This window comes from Streptomyces sp. NPDC058662 (assembly GCF_042716255.1).
Lineage (GTDB): Bacteria > Actinomycetota > Actinomycetes > Streptomycetales > Streptomycetaceae > Streptomyces.
Genome location: NZ_JBHXRU010000056.1, coordinates 1 through 14,305, shown reverse-complemented (window position 1 = coordinate 14,305; position 14,305 = coordinate 1). Strand labels below are relative to the sequence as shown.

Sequence of the window (14,305 nt, the reverse complement as noted above, 5' to 3'; positions counted from 1 at the left end):
CGGTCAGATGTGGTGCGGGGGCTTCTCGTCGAGGAACCGGGCCAGGTCGGCCGCGCTTCCGCCGGCGGGCGCCCGCTCGCCCCAGCCCCGGTCGGTGTCGTCCGAGGACTGCTGGTCCAGCGGGTCGTCGAAGACCAGCCGGGGCTTGGGCCGGCGCGTCCCGCCGGACTGCGGGGACGGCGTCGGCTGTGCGGGCTGCGGGTCGGAGGCGGGGGCGGGGCTCATGCCTCCAGGGTACGGCCGCCCCCGCCCCCGCCCCCGGTGCCGCTCAGCTGGGGGCTTCGGCGCCCTTGCGGGCGTAGAACCACCAGCACACCGCCAGGCAGGTGGCGTAGAAGACGATGAAGATCCACATCGCGTGCGTGACGGCGATGGCGGCGAACATCGCGGGGATGAAGAAGAAGCCGTAGGCGGCGATGGCGGAGGAGAAGCCGGTGACGGCGCCCGCCTCCATCTCCGACTGCCTCAGGGCCGCGGTCTGCGCCTCGGGCCCCTTGCCCGCGGCCTCGCGCATGTGCTGGTCGCGGAAGATCACCGGGATCTGCCGGAAGGTCGATCCGTTGCCGAGGCCGGAGAAGGCGAAGGCCGCGAGGAATCCGAGGTAGAAGGCCCAGAAGTGGCCGCCGTCACCCGCGTGCGGCAGCGCGAAGATCACCACGACCAGCGAGGCCGCCATGCCGACGAACGACAGCATGGTGACCCGGGCCCCGCCCATCCTGTCGGAGAGCCAGCCGCCGGCCCAGCGCATCAGAGCGCCGATGAAGGGGCCGATCCAGGCATAGGTGGTGGCCTGGTAGCCCTGCGCCTCGAAGTTGTTCTTAATCAGCAGCGGCAGGCCGGCCGCGAAGCCGATGAAGGAGCCGAAGGTGCCGACGTAGAGCCAGGTCATCAGCCAGTTGTGCTTGCGCTTGAAGATGATCTTCTGCTGGCTGAAGGGGGCCGCGGCCACCTTGAGGTCGTTCATCAGGAACCAGGCGAGCAGAGCCATGATCACCAGCAGGGGCACCCACAGGAAGGCGCCGTTCTGCAACCAGATGTCGGTGTCGTTCCTCGCGTCGCGCTGGGGACCGCCCGCCGGGGCGCCGAGCACGGCGGCGGTGACGACCAGCGGGGCGACCAACTGGACCACGCTGACGCCGAGGTTCCCGAGGCCTCCGTTGAGGCCGTTGGCGCTGCCCTTCTCCCGCTTGGGGAAGAAGAAGCCGATGTTGGCCATGGAGGAGGCGAAGTTCGCGCCGCCGATACCGCAGACGGCCGAGATCAGCGCCAGCTCCCAGTAGGGGGTGCCGGTGTCCTGGAGGGCGAAGCCGAGCCACAGCATGGGCACGACCAGCACCATCGTGCTGAACGCGGTGAACTTCCGCTCGCCGAAGTTCGGCCCGATGAAGGTGTAGAGGATCCGGAAGGTGCCGCCCGTGATGCCGGGGACGGCCGTCAGCCAGAACAACTGGGACTTGGAGAAGGCGAAGCCGACGTCGTTCAGCTTCACCACGGTCACCGACCAGACCTGCCAGACCACGAAGCCGAGCATGAGCGCGGGGATCGAGATCCAGAGGTTGCGCTGGGCCACCTTGCGGCCGGTGGACTCCCAGAAGCCGTCGTCCTCGGGGCGCCAGTCGCCGATGGTGGCACCGGGCTTGTAGGTCTCCGCCCGGTGCGAGCGCACCGAGGGCGGGGTGGGCGTGGGTATCGTCGCCATGGTCATCTGTCCTTCGGGTCGAGGAGCCACAGGGCGATCACGACGAGGAAGGACAGGATCAGGAATCCCGCTCCCCACCAGGCCGTACCGGTGTTGCCCTTCATCCACTCGTTGACGGTCACGGTCAGCGCCCACAGCTGTCCGACCACGACCGTGAGGGCCAGGACCAGACGGGCGTTGAGCTTCGAGGACCGCTCCGGCTCCTGTTCGGTGCCGGCCCCCGGGCCGGGGCCCGTGTGCCGGATCCGCGGGTCTCCGTAGCCGCTGGTGGCGCGGATCTGCGGATAGCGCTCCCGCACCGGCCGGTTCAGCCGGGGCTGGGCGCTGCCCGGGTGGTATTCCGGGCGCGGGGGGAGCGGCGCGTCGCTCATGCCCGGCCGCCCTCGGTGGTGAGGTCCGCGCCGGGGCAGCCCAGGCGGCGTGCCGTCTCGGGCCGGGAATCGCCGAACTGCCGGCACAGGGCGTCCTTGACCGGCTCTCCGGACCGGGCGGTGGCGATGGCCCAGACACTGCCGTCGGCCTGCTCGGTCAGGAGGATCCTGGGGAGCGGCCGCGGCGGCGGGCCCGCGGTCACCTCGCCGGTACGGGCGTCGAAGACGCCCTCGTGGCAGGGGCAGTACAGCTCTCCCTCGGCCCCCCGGTCCTCGCGCCAGAGCACGGCGCAGGCCAGGTGGGTGCAGACGGCGGAGTAGCCGACGAGGGTTCCGTCGACGAGCCGTACGGCCAGTGCGCGGTCCTCGTCGCCGGGGTACCGGAAGGCCACGGACCGGCCCGGCGGCAGCTGGTCGGCGACCTTCTTGGCCTCGGGCAGTCCCTCGGTGTCCCCGTGCCGGTGCAGGATGCCGGCGGCGACGCCCACGCCCCCGACTGCGAGCCCGCCGGAGACCGTGGCGACGATCCGCAGGTAGTCGCGGCGGGTGGTGAGGGAGTCGGCGCTGATCCGGTCGCGCAACTCCTCGGCGGCAACGTCCCCGTCGGCGTCGGGGTCCCGGCCCCGGCCCTGGCCGGGGGCGGGCTGTTCGGTCACGCTCATCGGACATCCACTCCGTTGATCTCGACTACGGGCAGGCCGCCGGGGACGGGCCACTGGACCTTGTCGGCGGGGACGACCATCGCCACACCGGTGCTGACCACGACGTCGCCGAAGGCGAACGAGTCGGCGACCTGCACGCCGGGGCGCTCGGCGCGGAGCTCTTCGAGGGTTCCGTAGAAGAGCGCGCCGGTGGGGCAGACGGTGGCGCACATGGGGGCGAGGCCGTAGGCGGTGCGGTCGTAGCAGAGGTTGCACTTCATCTGGAGCTTCGCCTGGAGGTCGATCTTCGGGACGCCGAAGGGGCAGGCGTTGACGCAGTTGGCGCAGCCGATGCAGCGGGTGGTGTCGGCCTGCTGGACCACTCCGTCGGCGGTCACCAGGATCGCGTCGGCGGGGCAGACCTCGGCGCAGGGCGCGACCGGGTCCTCGCAGTGCATGCAGACGGTCGGGAGGGAGGCGACGGAGGTACCGGGCTCGGTGTAGTCCAGGTGGATCATCGACTTGCCGCGGTGGGAGTCGCATTCACGGCAGGCGGAGACGCAGGCCTGGCAGCCGATGCACCGGCCCGGGTCGATGAAGATCGTGCGGCCCATCATGGCGGGTCAGCTCCTCTCCGCCGTGCCACGGCCCTGCGGGGACGTGGGGGGCAGGGGGTCGGTGCGGGAGGCCTGGGCGTCCGGGTAGGCCTCCCGGCCCGGGGCCGTGGGCGGCGCGGGGACCTCGTCGACCCGTTCGGCGGCCTCGATCCGGGCGGCGCACACCTTGTACTCCGGGATCTTCGAGCGCGGGTCGAGGGCGTCGATGGTCAGCGCGTTCGCGGCGGTCGGGACGGGCCAGTGGTACGGGATGAAGACGGTGTCGGGGCGGATGGCCTCGGTGACCAGGGCCGGGAAGACCTCACTGCCGCGGCGGGTGACCACCCGGACCGGGTCGCCGTCCCGGAAGCCGTGCGAGGGGTGGACCTCCACCCAGGGGCGCGGGGTCTGCTCGACGAGGGCGCCCAGGCGGCGGGTCTGGTTGCCGGAGAGGAAGTGCGCGACGGTGCGGCCGGTGGTGAGGGAGAGGGGGTACTCCTCGGTGTAGGCGTCCATGGGCGGATGCCATGCGACGACCTGCAGGTGGATCCGGCCGTCGGGGTGGTAGGTCCGGCCGTCCTCGAAGAGCCGGGGCGTGCCCGGGTGCTCGGTGGAGGGGCACGGCCAGGAGATCCCGCCGGTCTCCTCCAGCCGCTCGTAGGTGATGCCGTAGTAGTCGTTGACCGTTCCGGCGGAGGCGACGCGCAGCTCCTCGAACACCTCGCGGGACCCGGGGAAGTCGAAGTGGTGCCCGGCGCCCAGCCGTTTGGCGAGTTCGCAGATGACCCAGGTGTCGGTCCGTACGCCGGCCGGGGGTTCCTGGGCCTTGTTGTGCTTGACCACCCGCGCCTCCGCGTTGGCCATCACGCCCTCGTCCTCGGCCCAGGTGGTGACGGGGAAGACGACATGGGCGTTGGCCGCGGTCTCGGAGAGGAAGAAGTCGAACTGGGCGTGGAACTCGGCGGCGTCGTAGCCCTCCTTGACCACCCCGTAGTTGGGGAGGGAGACGAACGGGTTGTTGCAGATGCCGATGAGCCCGCGGATCTCCTTGCGCTGCATCTGCCAGACCATCTCCATCATGGAGGTCCCGGCGCCGGGGAGTTCGCTCTCCTCGATGCCCCAGATCCGGCAGATCTGCGCGCGGTGCTCCGGGTTGGTGATGGAGCGGCCGCCGGGGAGGAGGTCGGACTTCTGCCCGTGCTCGCGGCCGCCCTGGCCGTTGCCCTGACCGGTGATGGTGCCGTAGCCGGCGCCGGGTTTGCCGATGTTGCCGGTGGCGACGCAGAGGTTGATGACCGAGAGGCAGTTCTCCACACCCTGCGAGTGGTGCTCGATGCCCCGGGCGTGCCAGGCCATGGCCTTGCCCGCGCCGGCGAAGACGCGGGCGACCTGGACGATCTGCTCGGCGGGTACCCCGCAGATCTCGGCGGCTCGGGCGGGCGGGTAGGCGGCGACGGTCTTCTTGACCTCGTCCCATCCGGTGGTGTGCGCGGCGAGGTAGGCCTCGTCGGTGAGGCCCTCGGCGACGACCACGTGCAGGACGGCGTTGAAGAAGGCGGAGTCGGTGCCGGGCTTGAGGGCGACGTGGATGTCGGCGGTGCGGGCGACGGCCGTCTCGCGCGGGTCGATGACGATCAGCGAGGCTCCCCGGTCCCGCGCGCCCCACAGGTACTGGGTCATCACCGGGAAGCACTCCCCCACGTTGGACCCGGCGATGAGGAGGCAGTCGGTGAGGAGGATGTCCGAGAAGGGGTTGCCGGCCCGGTCGATGCCGAAGGCGAGCTTGTTGGCGCCCGCGGCGCTGACCATGCACAGCCGGCCGTTGTAGTCGACGTGCCGGGTCTTCAGCGCGACCCGGCCGAACTTGCCGACGAGGTAGGTCTTCTCGGAGAACAGGCTGGCGCCGCCGAGCAGGCCGAAGGCGTCGTTGCCGTACTCGGCCTGGATGCGGCGGATCTCCGAGACGGTGAAGTCGAGGGCTTCCTCCCAGGACGCCTCCCGGAACTCCTCGTCCCGGCTGCGGCGCATCAGCGGCGCGGTCAGCCGGTCGGGGTGGTTGACCTGCTGGTAGGCGTTGATGCCCTTGGGGCACAGCCGCATCCGGTTGATGTCGTGGTTGCGGGGCTCCACGCCGAAGACCTTGCCGCCCCGGTCCACGCGCAGGTACATCCCGCACTGCACGCCGCAGAAGCAGCAGTGGGTGGGGACGAGGGTCTCGCCGTTCTGGTCGGCGTGCCACTGGTCCGCGGGGATGCCCCCGGCGTCGCGGAACTCGCGGGTCCCGGGCGGGGCGATGGAGGGGTCGAGGGGGAGCGGCGCGGGCCTGGACGCCGTGGTGACGGGGTCGTTCGCGGTCACTTGAAGCCCTTCTTGACGTGGGTCAGGTAGGCGTTGCCGCGCAGCATCCGCTTGCAGCGGGGGCAGTACTCGGCCCAGGCGTCGAAGTCGAGCTTCAGGTCCTGCATCGTTGCGCGCAGGTTCTCGACGTACGGCGCGGTGTCGACGGGTTCGCCGCAGCGCTTGCAGGAGAAGACCTGCTCGTCCTGGCGGCCGGTGTACTTGAAGAGCTGCATACCGACGGCGGCGGGCCGCTGCACGATGTGGAAGAACTTCCCGAACGGGATGTAGATGAGGGTGAACACCACCGACACCATGTGCAGGATGGCCAGGAACTCGTAGCCGCCGCCGTGCAGGAAGATCGACGAGAACGTCAGCAGCAGGCCGGTCACGGAGATCACGACGAGGCAGATCAGCGGCAGCAGGTCGTAGGCGAAGCGCTGGCCGGTGCCGGCGCCGCGGTCCCTCATCCGGCGCCAGAGGAAGTACGAGGCGCCGGGGATGACCAGCAGGGCGGCGATGTCCAGGCCGTGGAACATCAGCCAGCCCAGGAAGTCGAGCGAGTCGAAGCCGAGGACCTTGAAGCCCCAGACCCGCATCTCGTAACCGGGACCCGAGCCGCTGCCGGAGGTGAAGGTGAACCAGCCCCAGGTGAGCGGGAAGGTGATGAGCGCGGCCAGAACGCAGCCCCAGAAGATGAGTTGGTGCGCGGCCCAGCGGGCGCGCGAGCGGGCGCCGAGGAACTTCTGGAAGCCGAGGTAGGTCGCGATCATCCGCGGCAGGGCGGTGGGCGCCGCACGGAAGTTGGCGGCCGAGAAGAGGCTGCCGAAGCCCTTCTTGAAGAGGCGGCGCGCACCGGGCGCCGAGACCCACACCGTGTACCGGTAGGTGACCCCGAAGGCGAGGAACACGGTGGCGACGGCGTACGGCAGGAGGGCCGAGTCGAAGTCGCGCAGGAGCCTGCTGCCGAGCACGATCGCGACGACGAGCAGGAGCGAGACGAGGGCGGCGGCCAGGGAGGCCCGGGTGTGGACGGACCTGCCGCCGCGCGGCGCGGGGGCGGGTGCGGGCTGGGTCGCGGCGGCCTCGGTCGCGGCTGCCGCCCCGGGGGGCGGTGGCGGGGCGGCAAGGGCTTCTGATGGCTCGGGCACAGCACCACGCTAGGTGTTCTGTACTGGTTCAGCCCGTTTTGCCAGGCCTGGGGTTGACCCGAACGGGTTATACGGCTTTCAAGCCGCGCGCCGCGAAGACCGCCTTGGCCGCGGCGACCTGCCCGGCGGTGCGAGGCGGCGTACCGCGCAGGGTGTAAGGCATGTCCAGCGACTCCCACTTGCTCACCCCCAGCGCGCGGAAGGGGAGCACGTCGACGCGCGAGACGTTGCCGAGACTCCCGGCGACGGCGGCGACGCCCTCGACGTTCCCCCTGCCGTCGGTCAGCCCCGGCACCAGCACGAAGCGCAGCTGCACCTCCTTGCCGAGGCCGGCGACGCGGCGGGCGAAGTCCAGGGTGGGCTCCAGCGGCGTTCGGTGCCCCGCGCCACCGGCCGGCCCGCCGGTACGGGCCCGCCCGGGGTAGCGGGCCGGTCCGGGCCGCGCGCCTGGCCGGCCGCCCGCCGGATCCTCTGCTCTGCTGGCCGTATGGCCTACACCCCCATGACCGCCCGCAGCCGCGACGAGGACCACCGTGCGGCCACCCCGCTGGAACTCTTCTTCGACCTGTGCTTCGTCGTGGCGATCGCCCAGGCCGGCGCCGCGCTGGTGCACGCCCTCGCGGAGGGCCACTTCGCCTCGGGCGTCACCGGGTACTTCCTGGTGTTCTTCGGCGTGTGGTGGGCGTGGATGAACTTCACATGGTTCGCCTCCGCCTACGACTGCGACGACGTGCCGTACCGGATCGCCACGCTCGTCCAGATCGCCGGTGTCCTCGTCTACGCGGCGGGCGTGAGCCGGGCCTTCGAGGACAACGACTGGACGGTGGCCGTCATCGGCTACCTGATCATGCGGGTGGCGCTCACCTCGCAGTGGCTGCGGGCCGCCGCCGGCGAGAGCGGCCCCGCGCGCACGGCCGCGCTGACGTACGCGGCAGGGCTGGCGGTCTGCCAGGCGGGCTGGGTGGCGCTGCTGTTCGCGCCGGACGGTGCCAAGCGCTGGCTGTTCCTGGTGCTGGTCGCGGCGGAGCTGCTGGTGCCGGTGGTGGCCGAGCGCGGCCACCAGACGCCCTGGCACGCCCACCACATCGCGGAGCGGTACGGGCTGTTCACCATCATCGTGCTCGGCGAGACGATCGCCGCGAGCACGGTGGCCGTGAAGTCCGCGCTCGACGAGCACGAGGCCCTGGACGAACTGCTCCCCATCGCGGCGGGCGGCCTCCTGATCGTCTTCGCCGCGTGGTGGATCTACTTCGCGGTGCCGATGCACCACCGGCTGACCTCGAACCGGGAGGCGATCCCGTGGGGTTACGGCCACCTGCTGATCTTCGCCTCGGGTGCGGCGATCGGAGCGGGCATCGAGGTGGCCGTCGAACACGCGGTGGGCAAGGCGCACATCCCGCAGCTCGCCGCCAACGCCGCCGTCACCGTCCCGACCGCACTGTTCCTGCTGATGGTGTGGCTGCTGCACTCCCGCTACTTCAAGCGCGGCGCGGCCCAGCAGCTGATTCTGCCGGTGTCCGCCCTGGCGGTCCTCGCCTGCACCTGGACGGGCAGCCATGCCGTCCTCTACGCGGGCCTGGTCGCGGCGGCCACGGTGGCGGTCGGCGTCGCCCTGTCCGACCGCGCCGTCCCCGCCGCTCTCTGAACCGCCGACGGCGACGGCCCCGCGCCGCACCGTCACCCCGGCGGCGCCCCAGCCGTTCTCCAGCGCAGGACGTCGCGCAGCAACTGGAGGCAGCCATGACACTCCCGGCACCCCGCACCGGATCCGACCCCGGGCGGGAGCTGGCCGACCCGGGATTCTGGACGGGGCCCCCCGCCCACCGCCTCGCGGTCTTCGCCCGCCTGCGCGCCCTGCCCGGGCCCGTGTTCGTCCCCGAGGGGTCCGGGCCCGGGCACTGGGCCCTCGTACGCCATGGCCAGGTGCAGGAGGCGAGCCGCCTCCCGAAGGTGTTCGCCAGCGCCCCCGGCGTGACCACGCCCGAGCCGGCCCGCTGGGTACGGGCCCTGTTCGGGGACTCGATGGTCAACCTGGACGGCCCCGACCACGCCCAGCTCCGCAAGATCGTCCAGCGGGCCTTCACGCCCCGCCTGCTGGCGGCGGCCGAGGAGGACGTCCACGCCGTCGCGGCCCGCATCGTCGACGACGTACTCGCCGACGGACCGGACGAGTTCGTCGCGGCGGTGGCCTCCCGGCTGCCCCTGGAGGTCATCTGCAACATGATGGGCATCCCGCAGCGCTACCGGCCCGAGATCGCCGACCGGGTCAACCACGCCTCCGAGCACATCGGCGTGGAGCGGGGCCTGGCCGCCCGGCTGCGGGTGCCCGGCCGCGGCCTGCGGGCCCTGGCCCGCATGCAGCGGATGGTGGCGGGCATCGGCCGGGAGCGGCGCAGGCACCCCGAGGACGACCTGATCTCGGCGCTGGTGTGCGCGAACGTCGACGGGCAGGCCCTCGGCGCCCGCCAACTGGGCGCCTTCTTCTCCCTGCTGATGGTGGCCGGCGTGGAGACCACCCGCAACGCCATCACCCACGGGCTGACCCTGCTGACCGATCACCCCGACCAACGGGACCTGCTGCTGGCGGACTTCGACACGTACGCCGACGGCGCGGTGGACGAGATGATCCGGCACTCGACGCCGATCATCCAGTTCCGCCGGACGGTGGCCGCCGAGCACACCATGGACGGGCACCTCTTCCGCCCCGGCGACAAGGTGGTGCTGTACTACGCCTCCGCCAACCGCGACGAGGCGGTCTTCCCGGACCCCGACGCCTTCGACGTCACCCGCTCGCCCAATCCCCACCTCGGTTTCGGCGGCGGCGGCCCGCACTACTGCCTGGGCGCGCACCTGGCCCGGGTCGAGATGAAGGCGCTGTTCCGCGAGCTGCTGACCCGGCCGGTCGGGCTCCGCGCGGTGGGGCTGCCGGATCTGGCGGGGTCGAACTTCGACAACCGGGTCCGTTCGCTCGCGTTCACCTTCGAGCGGCCCTGACCCGGACGCGCGCGCGGACGACCGCGGACCGGCCGGGCCCCGCGCGCACACGGGACGGCCGGGGACCGGCCACCGGGCAGGCTGGGAGCCCGGCGGCCGGAGTGCGTGGAGGCGGGGCGTCCGGCGGGCCCCCGGACGGGTCCGGGGGACGTGCGGCACCCTCGCGCGGCTACTTCTGCAGGCGCCGCACGGACAGGACGCAGTGCGCGCTGCCGGTCAGGACGGCCTCGTCGCCGGCGAACTCCTGCAGGGTCTTCGCGTCGACCGGCCGGCCCGGGACCGCCTCGGGCCAGGCCCGCGTGGCGAAGAGGAAGTACGCCTGCCCGCTCTCGTCCGCCGCGGCCACCCACTCGTCGGGCGCCGTGCACTGGGCGTTCATGCCCGGCAGGGTGAGCGCGATCTGGTTGCCCTCCAACAGGATCTGCACCGGGAAGGCCGCCGGGTTGCGGGTGCCGTCCATGACGACGTCCCCGATCGGCAGGCCGATCTCCTCCAGCAGTCCGCGCGCCGCCGCCTCGCCGGCCTCCCGGCCCTTCGGGCCGTCGCCGAGGGTGTAGGCGAGGAGGTACGGGATGTCGTGGGCCTCGGAAGGGTCGCCGATCCAGGCGAGCACCGAAAGGGTGCCGAGATGGGACCGGTCGATTTCGGCTTGAGTAGAAGTCATGCGCCGCACCCTAGTGGTCTCTTCCCCGCGCCCTTCGCGGCCTTTCACCCGCGCGGGCTAGACGGTCCAGAATCCCTCTCCGGAATTCGTCCGCACGTTCGCGTCCAGGTACTGGATACGTTCGACGCGGGTTTTCCGGGATTTCGAACACGGCCCCGTCCCTCGGCCCGCTCAGCACGCGCCCGAGCAGGAAATTGCACCCGCCGACACGACCGCGCGGAGCGAGTTGCCGGCCGTCTGCCAGCACAATGCGTTCCGGCGGAATCCCGCCGCCCGCACTCACCCGGAGGAACGATGGGTATTCACGGAAGCCGTATCGCTTTTGCAGCGCTCTCCGCTCTGGCCGCCACGGCGGTCTGCACGCCCCCCGCCCAGGCCACCGTATTCGAGCAGGGAATCTCCATTCGGTCGCACGGCCACATCGGCGAGGACGGCACGGTCACCCTTTCCGGCACCTACCACTGCGCCAACCCGTCACCCGTCGGAGCGAAGCTCCAGATCGCCGCGGCCGTCGAGCAGGGCAGCACCCGGCTCGCCTTCGGCGGCGGCGAGGCGCACTGCGACGGGAAGGTCCACGCGTGGAAGGCCACCGGCTCGCTCAGGTTCACCCCGGACATCCGGCCGGGCGAGGCGCTGGCCGAGGCCCAGCTCAACGAGATCCACTTCTCGGGCCTGATGCCGCGTTCGGTCGATACGGTCGCGGAGGACCGCAAGGTGATCCGCCTGGTCGCCCAGGGCTGAGCGGACGGACCGGCAGGGACGCGCCCGGCCGGTAGCCGCCGCTACCGGCACTCGGGCGCCGCGTCCGTCATCGACATGAACGCCACCGTCTGGCACCCGGGGTCCGCGTGCGGGCGGCCCGTCGTCCAGTCCACGACCGTCGGCACCCCGGCGGCCAGGAGGAGCACGGCCAGGATGCCCGTCACCGCGCCTCTGCTCAGCCTGCGCACAGCACGATCCGTTTCATGCCCGCATCATCACCCCGCCCCGGGCTGCCCACAACTCGGGGTGAGCGCACGGTCACCCGAGCGCCGCGACCGGCTCGCCCGGGCTGCCCGTCACCCGAAGCTCCGCGACCGGCTCCCGGCGTCGAACTCGCACCACACCGCCTTGCCGTCGCCCCGGGACTCCACCCCCCAGTGCGTGGCCAGCGCGTCCACCAGCAGCAGTCCGCGGCCCGTCGTGGCCGCCTCCCCCGGGGTGCGGCGGCGCGGCCACACGCTGGAGCGGTCCTTGACCCACAGCCGGATCCGCCGGACCGGCTCGGGCAGTACCTCCATGGTCAGCACCGCCCCGCCGTCGGTGTGCAGCAGGGCATTGACCAGCAGCTCCCCCGCGGCGAGCTCCACGTCGTCGGCCAGTTCGGCCATGTCCCAGTCGCGCAGCGCCTGCCGCAGCGCGTACCGGGCCTCCGACAGGCCCTCCGGGTCCGCCTGGTGGACGTACTGGTGGATGCGCGGGGCCCGGTGGGTGCCCGGGTCGGGGGCCCGGCGCAGCACCAGCAGGGCCACGTCGTCCCCGGAGCCCCAGCGCTCCCACAGCCGGTCCGAGAGGTGGTCGGCGAGCGCCCCCGCCCCCTGCGGGCCGCTGCGCACGGCGTGGGCGAGGGCCTCCATGCCCTGGGTGATGGCCGTGCCCGGCTCCTCCACGAGCCCGTCCGTGCACAGCACGAGCGTCTCCCCCGGCACCAGGTCCAGGCGAGTCTCCGGGAACTCCTCCCGCTCGAAGAGCGTGGCCAGCCCGAGCGGCAGGCCGCCCCGCACGTTGGGCCAGCCGGTCCGCCCGTCCGTATGCCGGATCAGCGGGCCGAGATGGCCGGCGCGGACCGCCCGGACCCCTCCGGTCTCCAGGTCCACCTGCGCGTACATGCAGGTGGCGAAGCGCTCGGTGTCCAGTTCGGCGAGGAAGCGCGAGGCCCGGGCGAGGACGGTGGAGGGCGGGTGGCCCTCCCCCGCGTACGCCCGCAGCGCGATGCGCAGCTGGCCCATGATGGCCGCCGCGTGCGTGTCGTGGCCCTGGACGTCGCCCACCACGATCCCCACGCGGTCGCGCGGCAGCGAGATCACGTCGTACCAGTCCCCGCCGACCTCCCGGCCGCTCCAGGCCGAGTGGTAGCGGACCGCGATCTCACCGCCCGTGATGTCCGGGATCCGGCGCGGCAGCATCGCGGCCTGCAGGCCCGTCGCGAACTCCCGTTCCTGGTCGAACAGCAGCGCCCGCTGGAGCGACTGGGCCACGATGCCCGCGAGGCCCAGGCAGAGGTTGCGCTCCTCCGGGCTGAACTCGCTGCGCCGCCGGTAGAAGAGGACCAGGCCGCCGATGGCCCGGGCCTGCGCGATCAGCGGCAGATAGGCGGCCGCGTCGTACTGGATACGGCCGAGGTAGTCGCTGAGCAGCGGGAACTCGTCGCCGAGCGCGGCGAGGGAGGTGACGAAGCGGGCCTGTCTGCTGACGACCGCCTGCGACAGCGGCAGCGATCCGTCCAGCCGGGTGAAGCGCCGCTCGCTGAGGATCTCCAGCGACTCCCCGCTCAGCGCGATGATCTTGATGGTGCCGCCCTCGACCAGTCCGAGCGCCAGCCCGTCCGCGCCGAGCCGCTCCAGCGCGCCCGCCCCGGTGAGCGCGGCCGTGACGTCGTCGACCGTCACCGCCCGCGACAGGGCCTCCGTGGTCCGCTGGACGATCGTCGTCTGCTGGGCGCGGGCCGTCTCCAGTTTGCGCAGCAGCGTGGCCTGCGCGAGCTCCGCCGTCGCGTCCCGGACGATGCCCACGATCCGCCGGGCCCGTCCCGTCCCGTCGCGCAGCACCCGGCCCTGGGTGTGCGTCCACTGGTCGCGGCCGTCGCGCCGGTGCACGGTGAAGTACGAGCCGTACGTCTCCTCGCCGCTGTCCAGGACCGCCACCACGGCCTCGCCGAGGCGCGCGCTGTCCTCGGCGGGGATCCGCAGCCCGAGGCCCTCCGGGGTGCCGTCGAACTCCTCCGGCTCCAGGTCGAAGACGCTCATCCCGGCCGTGTCCACGGTGAGGGTCCCGGCGAGCAGGTCCCACTCGAAGCTGCCCATGCCGTTCAGCGCGAGCCGCTCCGCGGCCCCGGTCACGGGGGACCGCCGGTCCTGCCCGGGTCCGTCGTGCTCCGCCGCTGCCAAGACACACCACCTATCGGCCGGGCCAGCACGGCTGGGAGATCAGCCGCTCCCACTCCTCGTCAGGATGCCCCGGAAGGGTGCGGCCGGCCTCCCGCCAGCGCCTGACGAGGGAGAGGTAGATCGGGGGGTGGGCGGAGGCCGGGTGGGGGGCGCCCGCGTACGGGGCGTGGTCGTACCCCGCCGCCCTCGGCGCGGCGGGCTGCTCCGCGCGGCTGGCCGGAATGCGTACCCAGCCGCGCCCCTGTGCTCGCTCCGCGCTCATCCCGGACCCCTCTCACCGCGGATCTCACCGCGGATACGTCTTCGGATGCCCGGCCGCGGCCCGGGGACCCCGGACCGCACCGGTGGAGCCCGGCCCCGGGCTCCGGGCGCCGGGGCGCCTCAGGACTCCTGTCACCAGTCTCCCCGCCGTGGAGCCCGCGCAGTGCACGAATCGCATGGAAGGGCCGAATGAGGGAGCCGCCGGCGGCCCGTCGGAGAACCGTCCGGGCCACGAGGACCCGAAACCGACGCCGCACTCCGGCGTGCCGGTGCCAGGGTGTGCCGGCCGTCGGGCGCCGGGCCCGCCCCGACCGCCACGAGGTCGTCCATCCGGGTCACGGCGCTCCTTCCACTCCCGCGGTCAGCGGGTGACCAACCAGTCCGGCTCCGCCGGCGCCTCCGTCGGAGCCGGACAGGGGAGCGCGGCGGGCTCCGGTCCCGGCCC

General features: G+C 72.6%; 15 protein-coding genes. 3 read left to right on the top strand and 12 right to left on the bottom strand.

Going from position 1 to position 14,305, the window contains the following annotated elements; genetic code table 11:
- Window positions 1-3 precede the first annotated feature (3 nt).
- The 8 genes from ACFWUQ_RS20050 to ACFWUQ_RS20015 form a co-directional block, all read right to left on the bottom strand.
- Complete coding sequence (locus tag ACFWUQ_RS20050) at window positions 4-225, bottom strand: hypothetical protein (RefSeq protein ID WP_384539578.1); 222 nt, start codon at window positions 223-225, stop codon at window positions 4-6.
- A gap of 43 nt (window positions 226-268) precedes the next feature.
- A complete protein-coding gene (locus ACFWUQ_RS20045) occupies window positions 269-1,699 on the bottom strand; it encodes a NarK family nitrate/nitrite MFS transporter (protein WP_384539576.1) in 1,431 nt (476 codons plus the stop codon).
- A gap of 2 nt (window positions 1,700-1,701) precedes the next feature.
- On the bottom strand, window positions 1,702-2,070 hold the full coding sequence (locus tag ACFWUQ_RS20040; protein ID WP_384539573.1) for a hypothetical protein: 369 nt from the start codon (window positions 2,068-2,070) through the stop codon (window positions 1,702-1,704).
- On the bottom strand, window positions 2,067-2,732 hold the full coding sequence (locus ACFWUQ_RS20035) for a ubiquinol-cytochrome c reductase iron-sulfur subunit (protein ID WP_384539570.1): 666 nt from the start codon (window positions 2,730-2,732) through the stop codon (window positions 2,067-2,069). The genes ACFWUQ_RS20040 and ACFWUQ_RS20035 overlap by 4 nt, the downstream gene beginning before the upstream one ends.
- Window positions 2,729-3,328, bottom strand: a complete 600-nt coding sequence (locus tag ACFWUQ_RS20030; RefSeq protein WP_384539567.1) for a 4Fe-4S dicluster domain-containing protein — start codon at window positions 3,326-3,328, stop codon at window positions 2,729-2,731. The genes ACFWUQ_RS20035 and ACFWUQ_RS20030 overlap by 4 nt, the downstream gene beginning before the upstream one ends.
- A gap of 6 nt (window positions 3,329-3,334) precedes the next feature.
- Window positions 3,335-5,665: a molybdopterin oxidoreductase family protein gene (locus ACFWUQ_RS20025; RefSeq protein ID WP_384539564.1), complete on the bottom strand. Its 2,331-nt coding sequence runs from the start codon at window positions 5,663-5,665 to the stop codon at window positions 3,335-3,337.
- Window positions 5,662-6,795, bottom strand: a complete 1,134-nt coding sequence (locus tag ACFWUQ_RS20020; protein ID WP_384539561.1) for an MFS transporter — start codon at window positions 6,793-6,795, stop codon at window positions 5,662-5,664. Before ACFWUQ_RS20020 ends, ACFWUQ_RS20025 begins: the two co-directional genes overlap by 4 nt.
- A gap of 67 nt (window positions 6,796-6,862) precedes the next feature.
- Window positions 6,863-7,111 (bottom strand): hypothetical protein, encoded by a 249-nt coding sequence (locus ACFWUQ_RS20015; RefSeq protein WP_384539558.1) that lies wholly within the window; start codon window positions 7,109-7,111, stop codon window positions 6,863-6,865.
- A 171-nt stretch (window positions 7,112-7,282) separates the two neighbouring features.
- On the opposite strand from ACFWUQ_RS20015, the gene ACFWUQ_RS20010 reads away from it, so the two are divergent.
- Entirely contained in the window at window positions 7,283-8,440 is a 1,158-nt protein-coding gene (locus ACFWUQ_RS20010; protein ID WP_384539555.1) for a low temperature requirement protein A, read from the top strand.
- A gap of 95 nt (window positions 8,441-8,535) precedes the next feature.
- The gene (locus tag ACFWUQ_RS20005; protein ID WP_384539553.1) at window positions 8,536-9,789 is read left to right on the top strand and encodes a cytochrome P450; all 1,254 of its coding nucleotides are present in this window, start codon (window positions 8,536-8,538) and stop codon (window positions 9,787-9,789) included.
- 169 nt (window positions 9,790-9,958) lie between these two features.
- Here the strand turns inward: ACFWUQ_RS20005 and ACFWUQ_RS20000 are convergent, their stop codons facing one another.
- The gene (locus tag ACFWUQ_RS20000) at window positions 9,959-10,453 is read right to left on the bottom strand and encodes a DUF5949 family protein (RefSeq protein WP_384539550.1); all 495 of its coding nucleotides are present in this window, start codon (window positions 10,451-10,453) and stop codon (window positions 9,959-9,961) included.
- Window positions 10,454-10,747: 294 nt separating this feature from the next.
- On the opposite strand from ACFWUQ_RS20000, the gene ACFWUQ_RS19995 reads away from it, so the two are divergent.
- On the top strand, window positions 10,748-11,194 hold the full coding sequence (locus tag ACFWUQ_RS19995) for a DUF6299 family protein (protein ID WP_384539548.1): 447 nt from the start codon (window positions 10,748-10,750) through the stop codon (window positions 11,192-11,194).
- Between the two features lie 41 nt (window positions 11,195-11,235).
- On the opposite strand, the gene ACFWUQ_RS19990 is transcribed toward ACFWUQ_RS19995, so the two are convergent.
- The 3 genes from ACFWUQ_RS19990 to ACFWUQ_RS19980 form a co-directional block, all read right to left on the bottom strand.
- Entirely contained in the window at window positions 11,236-11,403 is a 168-nt protein-coding gene (locus ACFWUQ_RS19990; RefSeq protein ID WP_384539545.1) for a hypothetical protein, read from the bottom strand.
- A 108-nt stretch (window positions 11,404-11,511) separates the two neighbouring features.
- Window positions 11,512-13,599 (bottom strand): SpoIIE family protein phosphatase, encoded by a 2,088-nt coding sequence (locus ACFWUQ_RS19985; protein WP_384539542.1) that lies wholly within the window; start codon window positions 13,597-13,599, stop codon window positions 11,512-11,514.
- 10 nt (window positions 13,600-13,609) lie between these two features.
- The gene (locus tag ACFWUQ_RS19980; RefSeq protein WP_384539540.1) at window positions 13,610-13,861 is read right to left on the bottom strand and encodes a hypothetical protein; all 252 of its coding nucleotides are present in this window, start codon (window positions 13,859-13,861) and stop codon (window positions 13,610-13,612) included.
- Window positions 13,862-14,305: the final 444 nt, after the last annotated feature.